The sequence below is a fragment of the Streptomyces sp. NBC_00328 genome (assembly GCF_036139655.1).
Taxonomy (GTDB): domain Bacteria; phylum Actinomycetota; class Actinomycetes; order Streptomycetales; family Streptomycetaceae; genus Streptomyces.
On the sequence record NZ_CP108013.1, the window covers coordinates 899,686 to 916,720 of the forward strand.

The 17,035-nt window shown below is 68.7% G+C and carries 21 protein-coding genes; 6 read left to right on the forward strand and 15 right to left on the reverse strand.

Annotated elements, in window-relative coordinates:
• The first annotated feature begins 141 nt into the window (after positions 1-141).
• Positions 142-1,542, forward strand: coding sequence for a dihydrolipoyl dehydrogenase (gene lpdA / locus OG485_RS03775; RefSeq protein WP_328664500.1), 1,401 nt, complete (start codon positions 142-144; stop codon positions 1,540-1,542).
• 148 nt (positions 1,543-1,690) lie between these two features.
• Here the strand turns inward: lpdA and OG485_RS03780 are convergent, their stop codons facing one another.
• The 4 genes from OG485_RS03780 to OG485_RS03795 all read right to left on the reverse strand — a co-directional run bounded on the left by OG485_RS03780 (position 1,691) and on the right by OG485_RS03795 (position 6,089).
• On the reverse strand, positions 1,691-2,956 hold the full coding sequence (locus OG485_RS03780) for a tyrosine-type recombinase/integrase (RefSeq protein WP_328664502.1): 1,266 nt from the start codon (positions 2,954-2,956) through the stop codon (positions 1,691-1,693).
• A gap of 75 nt (positions 2,957-3,031) precedes the next feature.
• Positions 3,032-3,271, reverse strand: a complete 240-nt coding sequence (locus OG485_RS03785; RefSeq protein ID WP_328664504.1) for a helix-turn-helix transcriptional regulator — start codon at positions 3,269-3,271, stop codon at positions 3,032-3,034.
• A gap of 443 nt (positions 3,272-3,714) precedes the next feature.
• A complete protein-coding gene (locus OG485_RS03790; protein ID WP_328664506.1) occupies positions 3,715-5,196 on the reverse strand; it encodes an ATP-binding protein in 1,482 nt (493 codons plus the stop codon).
• 2 nt (positions 5,197-5,198) lie between these two features.
• Positions 5,199-6,089, reverse strand: a complete 891-nt coding sequence (locus OG485_RS03795; RefSeq protein ID WP_328664509.1) for a bifunctional DNA primase/polymerase — start codon at positions 6,087-6,089, stop codon at positions 5,199-5,201.
• Positions 6,090-6,295: 206 nt separating this feature from the next.
• Here OG485_RS03795 and OG485_RS03800 point away from each other — a divergent pair, with 206 nt between their 5' ends.
• Both OG485_RS03800 and OG485_RS03805 read left to right on the forward strand, forming a co-directional pair.
• Positions 6,296-6,604 carry a hypothetical protein gene (locus OG485_RS03800; protein WP_328664511.1) on the forward strand — a complete coding sequence of 103 codons (309 nt, stop codon included), beginning with the start codon at positions 6,296-6,298 and terminating at the stop codon, positions 6,602-6,604.
• Between the two features lie 73 nt (positions 6,605-6,677).
• Complete coding sequence (locus OG485_RS03805; RefSeq protein WP_328664513.1) at positions 6,678-6,821, forward strand: hypothetical protein; 144 nt, start codon at positions 6,678-6,680, stop codon at positions 6,819-6,821.
• Positions 6,822-6,842: 21 nt separating this feature from the next.
• On the opposite strand, the gene OG485_RS03810 is transcribed toward OG485_RS03805, so the two are convergent.
• From OG485_RS03810 to OG485_RS03845, 8 genes are all read right to left on the reverse strand, one after another.
• Positions 6,843-7,313, reverse strand: coding sequence for a hypothetical protein (locus OG485_RS03810; protein ID WP_328664514.1), 471 nt, complete (start codon positions 7,311-7,313; stop codon positions 6,843-6,845).
• Positions 7,314-7,521: 208 nt separating this feature from the next.
• Positions 7,522-9,636, reverse strand: coding sequence for an ATP-binding protein (locus OG485_RS03815; protein WP_328664516.1), 2,115 nt, complete (start codon positions 9,634-9,636; stop codon positions 7,522-7,524).
• 82 nt (positions 9,637-9,718) lie between these two features.
• On the reverse strand, positions 9,719-10,036 hold the full coding sequence (locus OG485_RS03820; RefSeq protein WP_328664518.1) for a hypothetical protein: 318 nt from the start codon (positions 10,034-10,036) through the stop codon (positions 9,719-9,721).
• 2 nt (positions 10,037-10,038) lie between these two features.
• Positions 10,039-10,269, reverse strand: coding sequence for a hypothetical protein (locus OG485_RS03825; RefSeq protein ID WP_328664520.1), 231 nt, complete (start codon positions 10,267-10,269; stop codon positions 10,039-10,041).
• Positions 10,270-10,298: 29 nt separating this feature from the next.
• On the reverse strand, positions 10,299-10,682 hold the full coding sequence (locus OG485_RS03830) for an RRQRL motif-containing zinc-binding protein (RefSeq protein WP_328664522.1): 384 nt from the start codon (positions 10,680-10,682) through the stop codon (positions 10,299-10,301).
• A complete protein-coding gene (locus tag OG485_RS03835) occupies positions 10,682-11,536 on the reverse strand; it encodes a protein spdB (protein ID WP_328664524.1) in 855 nt (284 codons plus the stop codon). The genes OG485_RS03830 and OG485_RS03835 overlap by 1 nt, the downstream gene beginning before the upstream one ends.
• Positions 11,533-11,802: a DUF6284 family protein gene (locus OG485_RS03840; RefSeq protein WP_328664525.1), complete on the reverse strand. Its 270-nt coding sequence runs from the start codon at positions 11,800-11,802 to the stop codon at positions 11,533-11,535. The genes OG485_RS03835 and OG485_RS03840 overlap by 4 nt, the downstream gene beginning before the upstream one ends.
• A gap of 94 nt (positions 11,803-11,896) precedes the next feature.
• Positions 11,897-12,076: a hypothetical protein gene (locus OG485_RS03845; protein ID WP_328664527.1), complete on the reverse strand. Its 180-nt coding sequence runs from the start codon at positions 12,074-12,076 to the stop codon at positions 11,897-11,899.
• A 788-nt stretch (positions 12,077-12,864) separates the two neighbouring features.
• On the opposite strand from OG485_RS03845, the gene OG485_RS03850 reads away from it, so the two are divergent.
• On the forward strand, positions 12,865-13,581 hold the full coding sequence (locus tag OG485_RS03850; protein WP_328664530.1) for an XRE family transcriptional regulator: 717 nt from the start codon (positions 12,865-12,867) through the stop codon (positions 13,579-13,581).
• 2 nt (positions 13,582-13,583) lie between these two features.
• Positions 13,584-14,057, forward strand: a complete 474-nt coding sequence (locus tag OG485_RS03855; RefSeq protein WP_328664532.1) for an NUDIX domain-containing protein — start codon at positions 13,584-13,586, stop codon at positions 14,055-14,057.
• Here the strand turns inward: OG485_RS03855 and OG485_RS03860 are convergent.
• Positions 14,045-14,611, reverse strand: coding sequence for an HD domain-containing protein (locus OG485_RS03860; protein WP_328674231.1), 567 nt, complete (start codon positions 14,609-14,611; stop codon positions 14,045-14,047). The two genes, OG485_RS03855 and OG485_RS03860, sit on opposite strands and share 13 nt — an antisense overlap.
• A 10-nt stretch (positions 14,612-14,621) precedes the next feature.
• Entirely contained in the window at positions 14,622-15,032 is a 411-nt protein-coding gene (locus OG485_RS03865) for a GntR family transcriptional regulator (protein ID WP_328664533.1), read from the reverse strand.
• 636 nt (positions 15,033-15,668) lie between these two features.
• Between OG485_RS03865 and OG485_RS03870 the strand changes: the two genes are divergently transcribed.
• Complete coding sequence (locus OG485_RS03870) at positions 15,669-16,475, forward strand: IS5 family transposase (RefSeq protein WP_328663239.1); 807 nt, start codon at positions 15,669-15,671, stop codon at positions 16,473-16,475.
• Here OG485_RS03870 and OG485_RS03875 read toward each other — a convergent pair.
• On the reverse strand, positions 16,417-16,923 hold the full coding sequence (locus OG485_RS03875; RefSeq protein WP_328674192.1) for a hypothetical protein: 507 nt from the start codon (positions 16,921-16,923) through the stop codon (positions 16,417-16,419). The two genes, OG485_RS03870 and OG485_RS03875, sit on opposite strands and share 59 nt — an antisense overlap.
• Between the last annotated feature and the right edge of the window lie 112 nt (positions 16,924-17,035).

A 17,035-nucleotide genomic window follows, 5' to 3' on the forward strand; every position in this document is an offset into this window, starting at 1 on the left:
TGACGCCGCCTGACCCGGCCTGACGTACGGGCCGGTCCCCGCGGGGGCCGGCCCGTACGCGTTCCCCTGCGTGAGAGGCCGCGGTGTTCCGGGCCGCGCCCGTCGCGCCGCCGGGGGCGGTGGCGTTCTAGGCTGAAGGTCATGAGCTCACACTTTGACGTGGTGGTCCTGGGCGCCGGCCCGGGAGGATATGTCGCGGCGATCCGGGCCGCCCAGCTCGGACTCAGCACGGCGATCATCGAGGAGAAGTACTGGGGCGGTGTGTGCCTCAACGTGGGGTGCATCCCGTCGAAGGCGCTGCTGCGCAACGCGGAGCTCGCCCACATCTTCACCCAGGAGGCCAAGACCTTCGGTATCCAGGTGAACGGGGAGGTGAGCTTCGACTACGGAGCGGCCTTCACCCGCAGTCGCAAGGTGGCGGACGGACGCGTCAAGGGCGTCCACTACCTGATGAAGAAGAACAAGATCACCCAGTACGACGGCCGTGGCACCTTCCGCGACGATCACACGCTCGACGTCGCCCTGGCCGACGGTGGCACGGAGACGGTCTCCTTCGGCAACTGCGTCGTCGCGGCCGGCGCCACCACCAAGCTGCTCCCCGGAACCTCACTGAGCGAGCGTGTGGTGACGTACGAGGAGCAGATCCTGTCGGACACCCTCCCCGACAGCATCGTCATCGCGGGCGCCGGCGCCATCGGCGTGGAGTTCGCCTACGTGCTCCACAACTACGGCGTCCAGGTCACCCTCGTCGAATTCCTCGACCGGATCGTCCCGTTGGAGGACGAGGAGGTCTCCGCCGAACTGGCCCGCCGCTACAAGCGGCTCGGCATCAACGTGCTGACCTCCACCCGTGTCGAGGCGATCGACGACTCCGGCGACAGGGTCAAGGTCATGGTGACCACGGGCGGGCAGCGGCAGACGCTGGAAGCCGGCAAGGTGCTCCAGGCGATCGGGTTCCAGCCGCGCGTGCAGGGCTACGGGCTGGAGAACACCGGTGTGAAGCTCACCGACCGCGGTGCGATCGACATCGACGGCCGGTGCCGTACGAGCGTGCCGCACATCTACGCCATCGGAGACGTGACGGCGAAGCTGATGCTGGCCCACGCCGCCGAGTCGATGGGCATCGTCGCCGCGGAGACGATCGCCGACGCCGAGACCATGGAACTCGACTACGTCATGATCCCGCGGGCGACCTACTGCCAGCCGCAGATCGCCAGTTTCGGCTGGACCGAGGCACAGGCACGCGAGAGGGGCTTCGACGTCAAGGTGGCGAAGTTCCCGTTCACGGCGAACGGAAAGGCCCACGGCCTGGGCGAGACGGCGGGATTCGTCAAGATCCTCAGCGACGCGCGCTACGGCGAACTCCTCGGCGCCCATCTGATCGGCCCCGAAGTCACCGAACTGCTGCCGGAGTTGACGCTCGCTCAGCAGTGGGACCTGACGGTCCACGAGGTCGCACGCAATGTGCACGGGCACCCGACGCTCGGCGAGGCGGTCAAGGAGGCCGTACACGGACTGGCCGGTCACATGATCAACATGTGATATCGCCCCAGGTCAGAGCGGGTTTCCGCTCTTCTGGGCCGTCTGTGGGCCGTCGGCCGTGCTCTTCCTTCGCTGGAGGAGGACGGCCGACGGCCTGTTTCGGCCCCTGCACCGCGAACGCTGTCGAGGACTTACGCCAGGCCGCCGCTCAGGCCGCCGGACTGGGTTCGCCGGGACCAGCCTTCGCGCCCTGCGAGCCGAACGCCGCGTCGATGGCCTTGCGGGCACGGTCCTGGCTGTTCGGCATGAGGTGCGTGTACGTCCGGAGTGTGAATCCCGGGTCGGAGTGACCGAGGTACTCGGCCAAAGCCTTGATGTTCTCTCCCGAGTCCAGCAGCACCGACGCGTAGTAGTGCCGCAAAGCGTGCATGCCGTGCTCTCGCGAGGGTTCGAACCGCTCCCCCGGTCCTCGTTCCGCGATGACGCTGGCCGCGATCAGAGCGGGCTTCCACAGGTACGTGTTGAAGTAGTTCCTGTTCATTGCTTTCCGCTCCCGCGAGTAGAACAGCAGCTTGGCCGTGACCGGCGGCCCATCCGGAGTCTTCCACGGCAACGTGACGTCGATGGGGGGCCAACCGGTCATATGGACGGCCAGCCCGCCCGAGACCACATCCGGCAGCGGCACCTCACGCAATTTGCCGCCCTTGGGCGGAGCGAACACCATATGCGGCCCGATCAGCTTGACCTGTCGCACGACGTGGACGACTCCCCCGGCGAAGTCGACTTCGTCGACAGCGAGCCCGAAGATCTCACCTTGCCGCAAGCCGCACCCGGCCCCGACATCCGCGATCGGCGCGTACTGACTCGGAAGTCCACCTCGGACCGCGGCCACGCGAGCGTGCGTCCAGGGCTTGAGTTTCCGCCGATCCAGTTTGGGGGCCCGCACCGAACCCGCACGACAAGGGTTCCGGACCAGAATGCCGTCGTCCACTGCGGCGGCGAACACCGCAGAGACATTCGCGAAGACGGTCCGCTGATACGACGCTGCCATCCCGGAATCGGCAAGCGCCCGCGCCCACGTGCGGATATGGGCGGGTGCAAACGCACTCATGGAGCGAGAACCGATGTAGGGGAAGGCATGCAGCCGGAACCTCAGTTCCAGATTCACGATGGTGGAAGGATCCGTGGTCTGGGATGCCAGCCACCGAGTAGCGAAGTCCTTGAACGTCACCTTGCCTGAGGAAGGGTCGACGTACTGACCACGGGTCATGTCAGCCGCGATCTGAGTCAGCCACGCCTCGGCAAGTCGCTTCTGCTTGTCAGGGAAGGACTTGCTGCGTTCGCTCCCATCCGGCGAAACGTAGCGCGCCCGGTAGCGCAAGCCCGTCCCATATCGCTCGGTCTTTTCCCTGGTCGTCTTACCGTTGGGCGCCGTCTCGGTCTTGTACCAACGGTCTTGTATGTGGCCAGCCATACGGCGGCAGTCCTCTCGACGTGCAGCAGGGAGAGCCGCCCGTAGCGGCTCTCCCTGCTGTCTGGGGATGGTTGTCTAGGCGGTGTCCGGGCAGGCGCTCTTGCGCTGCACGACGTAGGCGCGCACGTCGGCCGGGTCGTAGCGGAGGTGCTTACCGATACGAAAGCCGGGCGGTCCGGTGCGCTTCCTGCGCCACTGGTAGACGGTTTCGAGCGGCACGCCGAACATGCCTGCGATGTCGTCAGGGGTGAGGTAGCGGTCTGGGAGACCGCCCCGGAGGGTCGCGCGGCGGTCGCTCTTGGAAGGGGCGGACACGCTCAATGGGTCCTCCACGTTGGGTCGGTGAGTCCATGCCTGTCCGAGGTGCGGATTTCTGCGTCACCGCGTCATCTGCGTCATCTGAGGCTCTGACCTGCGGGTTTTGGTGACGCGGCAGTTCGGGGCTGCGTCACCGGTGCGTCATCCTGCGTCACCGGGTGACGCAGGATGACGCAGGATGACTCAGAGCCAGCCGTCTGCGTCACCGCTGTCCGCGCAGGTCAGCGGCCGTTTTCCGGGCCGGGTGACGCAGGTGACGCAGCGTCTTCCCTCTTAGGACAAAGAAGGGGCTGCCTGTAGTAGTTGAGTGCCCCTTACAGAGCGAAGAAGAGCCGCTGCGCGGCGCGACCTGGGGGCGGCGTTCCGCCGAACAGCAAGAGGAGCACGCGTCGCCCGGGCCGGTGCTCCTCTTGCTGTTCGCTCGGCGTGCGGATCGCGGGTCAGAACGCTGACGTCTGCTCGTGCGGCGGCAGGGTGAGGACGGCCGTGCGGGTCATTTCGAGGTAGCGGCCCGCCTTGGTGCGGCCCGAGTCGATGAGCACGCCCCGGGCCGCCAGCGTCGGTTGGAGACGCTTGAGGCGGTCCGAGAGCACCTTGCCGGTGGTCGGCCACCCCTTGGGCAGGGGACGGCAGTCGTCGCCGCTGTAGAGGCTGCTGAGGCAGGACAGCCACTCCGTGGACGTCATCCGCTGCGCCCCGCCCGGCTCGATCGTCTCGGCATACCGCAGGACGGTCTGGGCGAGGAGGTCGCCCTCGATCACGTCGTCGTTCAGGTCGTCCAGACTGGCCCGGTACGCGGCCAGCACCCCGAGCCCGGTTGCCGCGTCGAACTGTGCGCACAGGTGGGCGAAGTCCGCCATCCGCAGATCGGTGGGGGTCTCCGCCGCAACGGCTCGGACCTTGACCGTGAGGTCCAGGAGCGAGCCGAGGACGACGGGCAGCGCTTCCGCGTAGTCCGCCCACAGTTCGGCCTCGGTACGCCGGACGCGGGGCCGTTCCAGGCGCAGGGGCAGGAGTCGTTCGGCGAGGTCGGGCCGGATGACGCCGACGTCGATGCCGGTCAGGAGGAGGGGCCGGCGGTAGCCGACGCGGAAGACGTCCCCGTCGGTGAACAGGGCCCGTTTGACGCTCTCGGCGCCGGTGACGATGCAGCACATCGCGTCGGACAGGTCCGGCGTCATGTGGGAGAGGTTGTCCAGCGCGGTGACCCATCCGGCTGCCACGGCCGCGATCAGGTTCTCCTCGTCCTTCGGGGCCCGGCGCAGGTCACCGCTCATGCCCTCGATGATCCGCACGAGCATCCGCCCACCGGTGGACTTGCCCGCGCCCTGCGGCCCGGTGAGGAACGGTGCTGGCACAGGCACGGACGGCTCCAGGCAGCCGAGGAGCCAGGCGATGGCCAGGCATTCGGTCTCCGCGTTGGCGAAGTTGCACAGGCGGAGCAGCAGGTCGATGCCCTTGCCGTCGGTGTCCTTGACCGGCAGGGGCAGTTCGCCGGTGAGCTGGGTGCGCCGCCAGCAGACTTCCCGCGGGTCGGGGACGGCGATGTCCCAGCCGGTGGGGTGGATGCGGACGGACTGCCCGTCGTTGCGGCCCAGGTCCAGCCACGTCGCTCCGTCGAAGCCGGGGGCGACGCGGATGTTCACGGGCTGGACGTCCTCGGTCAGTGCGAGTGCTTCGATCAAGTCCAGTGCCTCCTTGAGCGCGGTTCCGTTGAACACGCCAATCCCGTCCCGGTACAGGCCGACCATGAGTTCCTGCCGGTGGCTGCCCGTGGTGCCCTGGGAGCGGATCGGACGGGCGACGGGGTGGCCGTTCTTCTGCGCGTACACGGTCCCGTCGGCGGTGCGGAAGTACCGGAAGTGCGCATGCGCGTAGTCCGCGATGACCTCGCGGGCAGGATTCTTCTCGTCCTCGGACATGGTCACAGTCCCAACCGGGTCAGGGCGTTGGTCCACGCGTCGGTGCAGTGCCGGGCCGATTCGCCCTTGCCCTGCGCGGCAGTGAACAGTCGCGCGGTGTGTGCCTCGGTGAGGCAGCCGCAACGTCCGTGAACGGACAGCACCGCGAGGAACGTCCGGTAGACCGTGGCATGCACCCCGCTACGGGCCTCGGTGATGCGCTGCTCCGCCATGGCGACGCCGCGTTCGAGATAGGTCGGCGTGCGGTGCGGGCACTGCCCCCGCTGGCCACCGAGGGGCGCTGAGAGCATCTGTGGTGCCCTGCGAGCCGTGGACGGCTCCATTACTGCCAGCGCGCGGACAGCATCCGGGAGAGCAGCAGTGGCTCCCGTGCCGGGGCCGAGCCAACGGGCGTACGCCATCAGGGACTTGATGTCGACGCCGGGCCGGACCGCGTTGGCGGACGGCATGGTGCCCCGATAGATCCAGTGCTCACCCCGGGTGGTGGCCACGGTCCGGGTGACAGGCAGGGCCTCGCGGGCCCACGCGATGGCGGCGGGATCATCGAGGTCGACCACGGTCACCCCGGCGCCGCCGGGGTGGTAGGCGACCGTCGCCGCATGCCGCCACGCAGGCGCCCACGCAGCAGAGTTGAGGACGTGCGGGTCGGTGGTGGCGGCGGCCCAACCGTGGCACAGGTACGGGCAGACGCAGGGCCCGGGGGTCTTCATGTTCGGCCGACCACCGCACGCGTTCTGGGCGCAGGCCGGGCAGTTCCCGAACGGCACCTTTCCCGCCCGCAGCGGAAGGGACGGAATCCCGGACGCCGCGAGATTCAGGGCGGTCCGCAGGCGATCGGGCGTGGCCTGCGGCTGTAAGCCGCGTACTCGCCGAATGTCGGTCGGTTGCGTCATGCTGGGAGACCTCCAACAGGTCTGTAGCGGGCCGGTTGGCAAGGGCGGCCCCGCGTCATTGGCGTGAGGTGGGGGCCGCCCTTGGCGTAGCTGGGAGTCGACTGGACGAGGGCGGCAGCAGGCTGCGGGCATGTGTGGACGTAGGGCTCGGAGGCTGTAAAGATCACGCGGGCATCCGCCCTGGATCTGGCACTCGGAGAGGACCCATGGCCATCTGCTTCGCGGCACTTTTTGCCCTGTGCGCGTTGGTGGCCACCGTCGGCGGCATCGCGGCGATCACTGTTGGCTGGGTACTTCCCAACGTCCGGCCGGCGGTGGAGCGCACTCGCGTCTACGGCTTGGGGGTGCTGTTGTTCGCCATCGGCCCGTTTGTGGTGGCGGTCGGTGAGGCGACATCCAACGATCTGATTCAGTCGGCGGGAAGAGCGGTTGGCATCGGAATCGTGGCTTTCAGCACTGGGGTGGTCCGGGCGAGCCAGCGTCCTGCGGGCGGAGACAAGGAAGATCGGGGTTAGCGGCGTGGGCCGGATGGTGCTGGGGAACGTGGTGCTCGGCTTCGCATTGGCTGCGATAGGCGCGCTTGGATGGATGCTGCTCGCTCAGGCGCCGACCTGGAGTGCAGCGGGGAAGAGCTTCGTAGGGCTGTTCGCCTTCTACGTGGTCGGCAAGACGGCCCGGGACTTGCTGTTCTCCCGACTCGGGCGACAGGGCCCCGACGACCTGCGTGGTTAGGGAGCGTTGCTCCTGTCCAGATCAGCCGTGGAAGTGGTTGCGCTTGATGACGGCTTTGCGGATGTTGACCGTGGTCCCGCCGCGCTTGGGGCCGCCGGATGCGCCAAAGATCTGCACGGCGATCCAGCCGCCGAAGATGACGGCGGCCAGGGTGATCAGTTGGGTGATGAGCGCGGTCAGCGCGGCAATGAACGTCGTCAACAGCAGCAGCCCGCCGCACACGGCGGCGAAGCCGATGCCGCCGAGGGCGATGTTCACGGCCGTGCGGGAGACGGGCGGTTTGGCCGCGAGGGGTTCGGGCTGGGCGGGGTTGATGGCGTAGCCGGTGACGATCCGCCCGTCGGGCAGGACCACGCTCGCGACCGCCGGAACGCTGCCCGGCTGGGCGGGTATGAGCGGCGCCGGCGTCGCGACGACGGGTGCCATCGGTGCGGGTTGGTGGACTTCCACGGTGGTCGCAGGGCGGTGGCGGGTGGGGTGTTCGGGATACATGCGGAATCCCTTCCGGTGCTCGGTCGGGGGAGGCGGGGACACCCCCTTGGAGGTTGGCTGTGGAGGGGGTTTCGGGGGTGTGGGCTGGGATGCCTCCCCGCCTCCCCGAAACGATGTTTTCGCTGATCAACGTAGGGGAGGCGGCATGGGGAGGCGGTTGGGGAGTTCTCCCCGCCTCCCCGTGCCGGGAGGGTGTGCCTCCCCAGGGTCAGAAGGCGGAAGCGGAACCGTCCGTGCCCCGGTCGGTGAGGGTGCGGGTGACGTCGTCGGCACGGACGACCATGCGGCCGTGCGACTTGTACGGCTCGATCCCTGCTGCCTCCAGGACGCGCTTGAGGTCGATGAACGACCAGTCGCCGTAGGCGTCCTCGTCGAGGATGGCGAGCCGCTTGAGGATGTCTTGGGTGTGCGAGCGCTTCGCGTCCCCGAGGACGGCGGCGACGTCGGCGAGCGGGTCCCGCTCCTGCCCGCGGTCGACGGCGCGCAGGGTGGTGACTCCGTCGCGCATCGCCTTCGCGCGGTTGGCGATCTCGACGGCGTCCTCGGTGCTGATGTAGTGCGTGCGCACGGTGATGGATGCCTGGCCGGCCGGGACGGCGATCCCGTCGGACGCGACGACCAGGGTTCCCCGGTCCAGCCCCGGGCGCAGCAGGTTGGGCGCCGCGCCGCCGTCGACCGCCTTGTCCCCCAGTGCCATGCGAGCCTGTGACTCGGTGCCCAGGGCGAGGGAGGCGCGGGTGTGGGCGCCCTCGCGGACCAGCTTGGGCAGGTTCTCGTTCGTCGGGTCCTGGGTGCCCTGCCACATCAGGACGTTGACCGCACGCCCCTGGTTGTGAATCTTGCGGACGCCCATGAAGTACAGGGAATTGGCCTTCGCACCGCCGTAGGGGCGCTTGGCCTCGTCCTTGGCCGGGCACATGAACGCGACCTGTGCCTCGTCCACGATGACGACCAGCAGCGGAAACGTGCTGCCGGGCGGTTCCTGGATGCGGCGGTTCATCTCCGCGACAGCGTCCTCGACCATCTCGGTGACCTCGATGACGTGGTCGTCGGTCGGTCCCTGGACGAACCGGGAGGCGAGCTGGTCGAACATGGCCCAGTCGCCCACGCCCTTCAGGTCGCCCACCCAGAACTCCACCGACCGGTCCAGCGCGAGCCACAGCGCGAGCGCGCGCAGGGCGGCGGTCTTGCCCTGGTTCGACAGACCCGTGATCAGCAAGTGCCGCTGGTACAGGCTGATGGCGGCCGCGTCGCCGCGCAGATCCTGCCCCCACGGGGCGCGGCCCTTGGCGTAGTCGGCGGTCATCGTCTCGTCCGTCATGAGCGGAGACGGGCCGATCGGCTCGTCCAGCGCACCCGAGTCGGCGACCCACAGCCGGACCGTGCGGGCTGCGGTCGGGATGGTGATGAACACCTCGTGCTCGTGCCGGGTCAAATTCTCCGCGAGCTTGCGGCGCCGGTTCTGCACCTCGATCGTCGACACCCCCGACGGGAGCGTGACGTCGACTTCCACGCCGCATCCGGCGATCCGGATCGGCCCGAGCATCGACGCACCCGCGTCCCCCATCTCCTTGATCGCGTTCCGCAGCGCGGGCACCCCCAGGTCGCGCAGAGCCTTGACCACGATCGAGGGCGTGATGGGCTCGCCCTCACTGCTGCGGGCGTTGTCGGGCAGCGCCCATGCCGGTGCGGCCTGCTGCCTGCTGCCCACCGCCCATAAGGCGAGCAGGGCCAGGAACGGGCCGATCGCCAAGGCTGGACCCCAGACCACCTGGACGATGGCGATCAACAGGTTGATGAACTCGATCGTGGCCATCAGCGGCGTGACGACCTGCGTGACGTCCTTCGTCGCGATCGCCATCACGATGCCGAGCGCAACTAGCGACCCGATACCCATCCCGGCTCCGACCGCGATGCCCTTGGCCGCGTCGAGGGGCGAGTGGAGCAGGTCCATGCGGCGGCGGTGGCGGGCCTCGCGGAAGTGCTGCCCGCGCTCTTCCCACTCGGCGGCCATCTCGTGGTTGCCGGTGGCTTCGGCGGCGCGGAACATCCGCTCGTAGCGGGAGGCGGTCCGTCCGTCCCAGGTCCGCTTCGCCGCGATCCTCGCCCCGCCGGCGACGTAGAGGGTGTGGCGGGCGAGCGCGCGGGCGGTGGTCCTGGTGGTCTCGTGCGTGACCGCGGTGCGGATGGCGTGTCCGGAGCGGACCCACAGCGGAACGGGCGGCGCGGGGGTTGGTTCGGGGACCACGGTCAGCGTGGTCACGGTGTCCGGCTCGGGGGCCGGGTCGGTGTTCTTGTGCAGGTGAACGACGTTCTCACTCATGGTGAAACGGACTCCTGACTGCCCCGGATCGGGGTGAAAGTGAAGGGGAGACGTGCGGTGCGGGCGGGTGGCGCGGTGCGGGTCACCACCAGCCAGAGGACTTCTTGGCGGCCTTGGCGCGGGCGGCTTCGGTGACGATGCGCTGCCGCTCGATCTGCAACGCGGTCATCTCGGCGATCAGCCGCGTCTCCGCCGAGGTCGACACCGAGTCGATCCGGTTCTCGGCGCGGCCGGTGCTCCTGCCGCGCAGGACCCGGTAGGAGCCACCGGCGAGCGCGGCGAGCATCTGGCGCCGCTCCGAGCCGGTGAGCGGCCACAGTTCGCCGCGGCGGACGGCTTCGAGCTTGCGGTTCGTCTCCCGGATCGCCCGGTCCAGGCGGCGGGTGTCGGGCTTGCCCATGGTCAGACCGTCTTTCCGGCGTTCGGGGCGAGGATGAGGTGGATGTCGTCGGGCCGGCCGGTCGTGCCCTGGGTCCCGAGCCATGCCGCGACTTCGCGGATGACGCGGTCCCAGCAGAAGGAGACGGGGACGGTGACGGTGCCGTGGGCGAACGCGCGGCCCTCACCGGGCACACTCACCCAGGCGTGCCACGCGTAGTCGATGGTGCTCGGAGCAGCGTTGAGGCTGGTCACAGCAGAACTCCAAGAGATGGTGGGAGAGTTCAGGCGGCGCGCTGGTCGTCAGGGAAGGCGCAGAGCACGCACATGCCGAGCGAGCGGGGCATGCAGTAGCCGTAGGTGATCCGGCACTTCGGGCAGGTACGGCGGGCGAGCATCGCCAGCGCGAGCGCGCCCCACTTCCGCGACGTCATCGGCCGCACCGGTTTCGCTAGGTCCAGGCGGTACAGGTAAGCGACCCGCACCCCACCCGCGCGCCGGTTGACCCGCATCGTCTGCGCCGCGATCGGCTGACCCCCGGGGCGCAGGCCCTGCGCGCGTAACTGGCGGCGGGTGGCGAGCCCGTCCGGGGCTAGGCGCCACGGGTAGGTGGGTACGCCGTAGCGGGTGCCGGTCGGGTCGAAGCACTCGCCCCACGCGGCGGACATCAGGCAACCCGCTTCCACGCCGCGCGCAGGCGGACTTCGGATGCGGAGTGGCCGGCCGCGCGGAACCGGGTCGCCATCTCCCGGTAGGACAGGGCCGGGACCTCGTTGTTGCGGATCTCGTCCACCAGCGCGTCGAGCTCAGCGTCGGTGAGCGCGGGCGCCAGGGTGAACGCGGAGACGGGCTCGGTGGGTCCCCAGACGGGCAGGTTCCAGCGGGGCATGACGTCGGGCGTGACGCGGTGCGTCACACTGCTCAGCGCCCGCCCGGTGTCCTCGCCCTCCCGCGCGGCTTCCAGCGTGGACCAGACCCGGGACAGGGTCTGTGCGGTCTTGGCCTGGACGCGTGCGACGCGGGCACCGGCCTGCGTCACGGCCGTCAACCGGGTCTCCTCGGTCGTGGCTTCGGCCCGCAGGCGGGCGCGGGCCACCGCCGCCTCGTCGCGCGCTTCCTGCTGGATGCCGCGGATCGCCCCGAGGGCGTTGGGGGTGAGCGCGGTCGCCTCCCATAGCCCATGCACCAGCCACAGCGCCTTCGCTGCGATCGGGAGCCAGGCCACGGCGAGCCACGCGCCGATGGACTCCTCCACGGTGAGCGCGTGGGCCACCAGGACGCCGGCCGCGATGAGGCCGAAGGACCAGCCGACGGCGGTCACAGCACGGTTGTGGTCACCCTGCGCAGCGAGGCGGCGTTCGTAGGCAAGGGTGGCCAGCCATCCGCCGTCGATCCCCAGACCGACGACCAGCGCGACCGGCCACGGCATCGCCCTACCGAGCCACATCATGACCACGGCCAGGGTGAGGACCATGGACACCGCCGTCATCGCGACGGCGGGCAGAACGGTCTTGGCCTTCACGCCGCACCACCCGCCAGGGTCGTGCCGGCCGTGCGGCTGGACAGCTTGGCCCGCTCGGCGAGCACCCGGGCAAAGGCCCGGCGCACCCGGCGGGTGTCGACCTCGTTCGGGGCGTGGTCCATGGCGATGATCTGCGCGTCGATCAGGTCGACGTCCGCCAGGATCAGCGACATCTCCCGCTCGATCGCGTCCAGCTCCGCACCCGTCGGCTCCATGAAGTCGGCGAACGCAGTAACAGCTTCCTGAACAGTGACGATGGGGTTCATTGGGTCGTGTTCTCCCTAGAAGATGTACGGCCCGAAGCGGTCCCCGGGAGGCAACCCGGGGACCGCGCGCCGTTTTGGATGGCGGGTTGCGCTGTCAGCGGCGGAACACTGCGCGGAAGATGCCGATCACGTCGTCGGTGCGGTCGGTGACCCTGCCGGACTCCAGAGCATCCGCACGGGCCTCGTGCCGGTCCGCCTCAGCGTCACGACCGCGGTCACGCTGGACAGCAGCAATGCGTCGGTGCTGGACAGCGGCCTTCTTCAGGCGGTCCATGAACAGTCCTCTCGGCTGATGGGGTGAAGCGCTCTCGCGGCTCCCCGCGCTCCCGTCCGTACGACCAGCACGCGGAGCGTGGGCCGGACGGGCGAGAGAGGCAGCCGGTCGCGGCAGAGGAGCCGCGAGCCAGGATGTGGACCCGGGTGGTTCAGGCGCCGGCCGTGGGTCCGTCCGGTGGCGCCTGTCGATGTCGTCGGTCCATGACCGACCTCCCGCAGATCGCAGGGACGCGGCTTCACCGGACTCGCCCTTGCGTGGCGGACCGGTCCCGAGCCGGGAAGTCGGGCGCGTCATCGTCACTGCTCTGACGCCAGCAGGGAGGCGCACACCAGGTGGCAGACCCAAGGACTGACCTCCAGTGAGGGAGGGATGATCCCGAGGGCTGTTCTCCAGAGCCGATGCGCGGGGAAGTGACCGCCAGCGGCCATCACCCGGGCCGTTGCGGGGGCAGGGATTCGTACCCCCGCCAAATCGTCACACTGTTGAGTTCTCAACCAACAGACACTGCCTTTGAACCCGTTTCACGAGGCTCTCCGGGCGTTCGTGATGCAGTACCTGTTTTACAGGTACTGCATTGGGTTCCGTCAAGTACATCGACGGAACCTCTCGGCTTTACGCCGGGGACTTCCTGGCGCACCATCAGCATCGGTGCAGCTCAGGGGAGTTGGTGACCCCGTGCGTGGACAGCTCGGGCAGATCTGGCTACCGTCAAGAGCTCCCTAGAAGTCCCATCGGGAGTGCAGATGTCCAATGAGCGCTTACGGTCCGCTCTCCTGGCGCGAGGCATGAGCGTCCAGGACCTGGCGGAAGCGATCGAGGTCAACCCGAAGACCGTCGAGCGCTGGATCACTCAGGACAAAGTGCCCTATCGGCGTCACCAATACGCGACAGCCTCGGCGCTCAAGGTCGACGTGACCACGTTGTGGGACGACAGTCGCACCGTCGACAGCGCGATGGACCTGAGCAAAGCGGAGATCGTCGCGGTCTACCCGCATCGGCACACGGTGCCCGCTGGACTCTGGCGCGAGATCTACGCGCGGGCGGAGAACCACCTGGACGTGCTCGTCTACTCCGGGCTGTTCCTGTCCGAAGATCCCGTGTTTCACGACATCTTGAAGGCGAAGGTGGTTGGGACCACGCAGGTGCGAATCCTGCTGGGGGACCCAGGCAGTGACGCGGTCCGGCAACGCGGCATAGACGAAGGGCACCGGATCATGGACGGCAAGATCCGCAATGCCCTACTGAACTACCGCCCACTCTTCGAGAGCCACCCAGATATCGGCTTCCGACTGCACGATTCGACGCTCTACAACTCCATCTACCGGTCCGATGACGAGATGCTCGTGAACCCGCACGTCTACGGCATCGGTGCGTACCTGGCGCCGGTACTCCACCTGCGTCGCATGCCGGGCGGCGGCCTGTTCGACACGTACGCGAATAGCATCGAACAGACTTGGGGCGGCGCTCGCCTCATCACGGACCGCGACATCACGGGAGCTTGAACATGGGACGGATTGACTACCTGCACGACCCCGACGCCCCGCCGGCCAATTCGGTGGTGCCCTCGGTGGTGGCGTTCGTCCAGAACGATGCGGGAGAGGTGTTGATGATCCAGCGGTCTGACAACGGCCGTTGGGCGCTTCCTGGTGGCGGTCACGATGTCGGGGAGTCCATCAGCGACACCGTCGTGCGCGAGGTCTGGGAAGAGACGGGCATCAAGGCGGAAGTCGTCGACATTTCGGGGATCTACACGGACCCCGGGCACGTGATGCGATACGACGACGGCGAGGTCCGCCAGCAGTTCAGCATCTGCTTCCGGGCGCGACCGGTCGGCGGTGAGGTGCGTACGAGTAACGAGACGACGCAGGTCCGCTGGGTTGCCCCCGCGGACCTGTCGACGCTGGACGTGCACCCCACCATGCGACTTCGGATCGAGCACGCGATGGACGCTACGAGGACGGCTCCCTACATCGGCTGAGGCTTGGCGGCCGCGACCCGTTCGAGGACGCGGGCCGTGCTCGCGAGGATCTCGGGTGCGGCGCGGCGGATGAAGGTACCGATCAAACTGTCCGGCCCGTAGCGTCCGGTGATTTCATTGATCCGGTCCACGGGATTCGTCGGTGTGCCGTCCGGCGTGGTGTTCATGTCGCAGTAGCAGAGAGCGTCATTGAGGTGCGCGCTCTCGCGGGGGAACTCTCCCTCCAACTCCTCGCGCAGGCCGCGCGCTTCGGCCTCCATCCACGCGCAGGAGTGATGTGCGACCAGGTGCACGACCCGCTCGTCGGCGTTCGCGACGTCGCGCAAGTACCGGGCGCCATCGAGCGGGTGGAACCCGGTCTTGGCAAGGTCGGGCGCGTAGCCGATGTCGTGAAGGACAGCCGCGGCTTCCAGCAGTTCGGCGTCGTCCCCAAGGATGAGCGCGATTGTGCGTGCTCGCTCAGCAACGCCCAAGCAGTGTTGCCACCGCCGAGGCAGTACCTCAGCGAGCAGTGATTCCGCGAGGGGGTAGGCCCACTCCGTCAGCTCCGTCAGCTCCGACAAGCTACGAACGCTCCTCTCGAATCGGCACGGCGCGGACCGTCCGCACCTTGCCCTGCCCCCCACCCGCCAGCACGCCGGCGGCCTCCAACTTGTCGAGAGCCTTCGTCGCCGTGGGACGCGAGACCCCGAACCTCGCAGCCAGTGCAGAGGCGCTCGGGAAGGCTGCCCCGACCTCAAGACCCTCATCCGCGATGATGTCGCGGAACTGCTCTTCCAACGGTCGTCGGGAGGGTCGCTGCCCGTCGCGGATCACGCGCCAGCGCCCACCAGGAACGGGCTCGGCTACTCCATCCTTCTGGAGGACGCCGAAGGCACGCAGCGCGACCCCGCGCGAGACGTCGTAGTCGCGCATCAGTTCTGCGGCTGACGGAAGCTCCGTCAGCTCCGGGTCGTCCGCGATCTGGGCCTTCACCGCGTCCGCGACCTTGAGAAAGGTCCCCCGAGGACTGACATGCTCCGACACACTCGCTCTCCCCCCTGCCTTGTCCGCCCGTTGTCAGGCTCAAGCTTCCCACGCTCGGGATACTCAGCCGTGGGAGTCGGGCCGGAGGGGGCCGAGCGGCCAGCCGTAGCCGCGGGGCGGCCGCAGTTCGGCCATTGACGATAAAGCTTTCCCTGCGCAGTCAAGGCCCGCGCACGGCGCGGGCACGCGCCGCCTCTGCGGCGCGGCCTGCCTCCTGTCTCCGCCCCGGCTGGCCGCGCCCGGCGGCGCGCTGACGAGCTGCGGGCATGAAGTGAGAGACACCTTCTGTGGCTGGGGCGGTCGGCTCCACGGCTTTACTGGCTGTTCTCTATCCGGCCGTGTGATCGGTGGGGTTCGAACAGGGGCCTGGTTCGGGTGAGTTGTTCTGTGTGCAGGCATGGAAGAAGGGCCTCTTGGTAGCTCGCGGATGTCGAGTCCAGCGAGAAGCAAGAGGCCCTGTTGTCGAAGTGTCGCGTGGTCACGGTTGCCGAGTCCAGTTGGTCCACTCGTGGGTGTGACTGCCTCGCCCACAGGTTCGGGAACGCGGCCGACCGGCCGGATCGCCGGCCCCGGTACGGCTCGGACATGAGCGATTCCGAGTGGGCTCTGGTGAAGGATCTGCTGCCAGTTCCGGGCTGGCTGGCAGGCCGGGGCGGCCGACCGGAGGGCTACTGCCACCGGCAGATGATCGACGCGGTGCGCTACCTCGTCGACAACGGCATCAAGTGGCGGGCGATGCCGTCCGACTTCCCGCCCTGGCCGCGTGTCTACGCCTTCTTCGCCCGCTGGCGGGACGCCGGCCTCGTGACCGAGTTGCACGAACGGCTCCGTGAGGCCGTCCGCACCAGCGAGGGCCGCGGCCCGGAACCCAGTGCCGCGGTCGTGGACTCGCAGTCGGTGAAGGCGGACGCCACCGTCGCCCACGCCTCACGCGGGTTCGACGCGGGCAAGAAGATCAACGGGCGCAAGCGGCATCTGCTCACCGACACGCTCGGACTTCTGCTGAACGTGCTGGTCACACCGGCGTCCACGACCGACCGGGACGCCGCCCGGATCCTTCTGCCCGCGGCAAAGGAGGGCTTTCGGCGGCTGACGCGGGTCTGGGCCGACGGCGGCTACACCGGCCACCTCACCGACTGGACCAGCCGGCATCTCGGGCTCGTCCTCGACGTCGTCCGCCGTCATGAGGACGTCCAAGGTTTCCAGGCACTGCCCCGCCGCTGGGTCGTCGAAAGATCCTTCGCCTGGCTCCTGCGCAGCCGGCGTCTGGTCCGGGACTACGAGCGACGCACCGACACCAGCGAAGCCGTCATCCGCTGGTCGATGATCGCACTCATGAGCCGCCGTCTGGCCGCCCGACATGATCAACCTGTTCCGACGGCGGCGTCGTGAACCTTCCCGGCTTCGCCTCCACCAGCCAGCCCCGTTCCACCAGCCTCTTCAACCGTGCTCTCGCACCCTCGACGCGTGAGACGGAGGCACTGTCCCAGCCGAGTACCACCGCTGTCCGCCGGGCACCCAACCCCTCGACTCCGGCCTCCGCCGCGGCAGCCATCACCGCCCGGTAGTCCACCGACAGATCCTCGACCCCGACCGCGTTCTCCCGATGCGGCACCGCACGGCGCGGACCCACCGGCTTCTTCCGCGACGGCCCGCCGACCACCACGGCCGGCGCTTCCTCCTCGGCCAGCGCCTCCAGATACTGCTCGAGCCCGATCACCCGACGCCTGAGGACTTCTTCGGCGTCCGCCAAGTCCGCCCGCACCCGCTCCAGTTCGGCTTCGAGCTCCTCCACCCGCACCACCGCGGCCTTCCGCCGCGCTTCCAGAACCGCCCGCATCGACGGCATCCGCCACCCCCGCAACATCTCGACCGGCAACAAGCCGAGACTTCCGCGACAGATGCCATCCCATGTCTGACCAGCGGAATCCGCACACAAGGTTCGGAAAGAG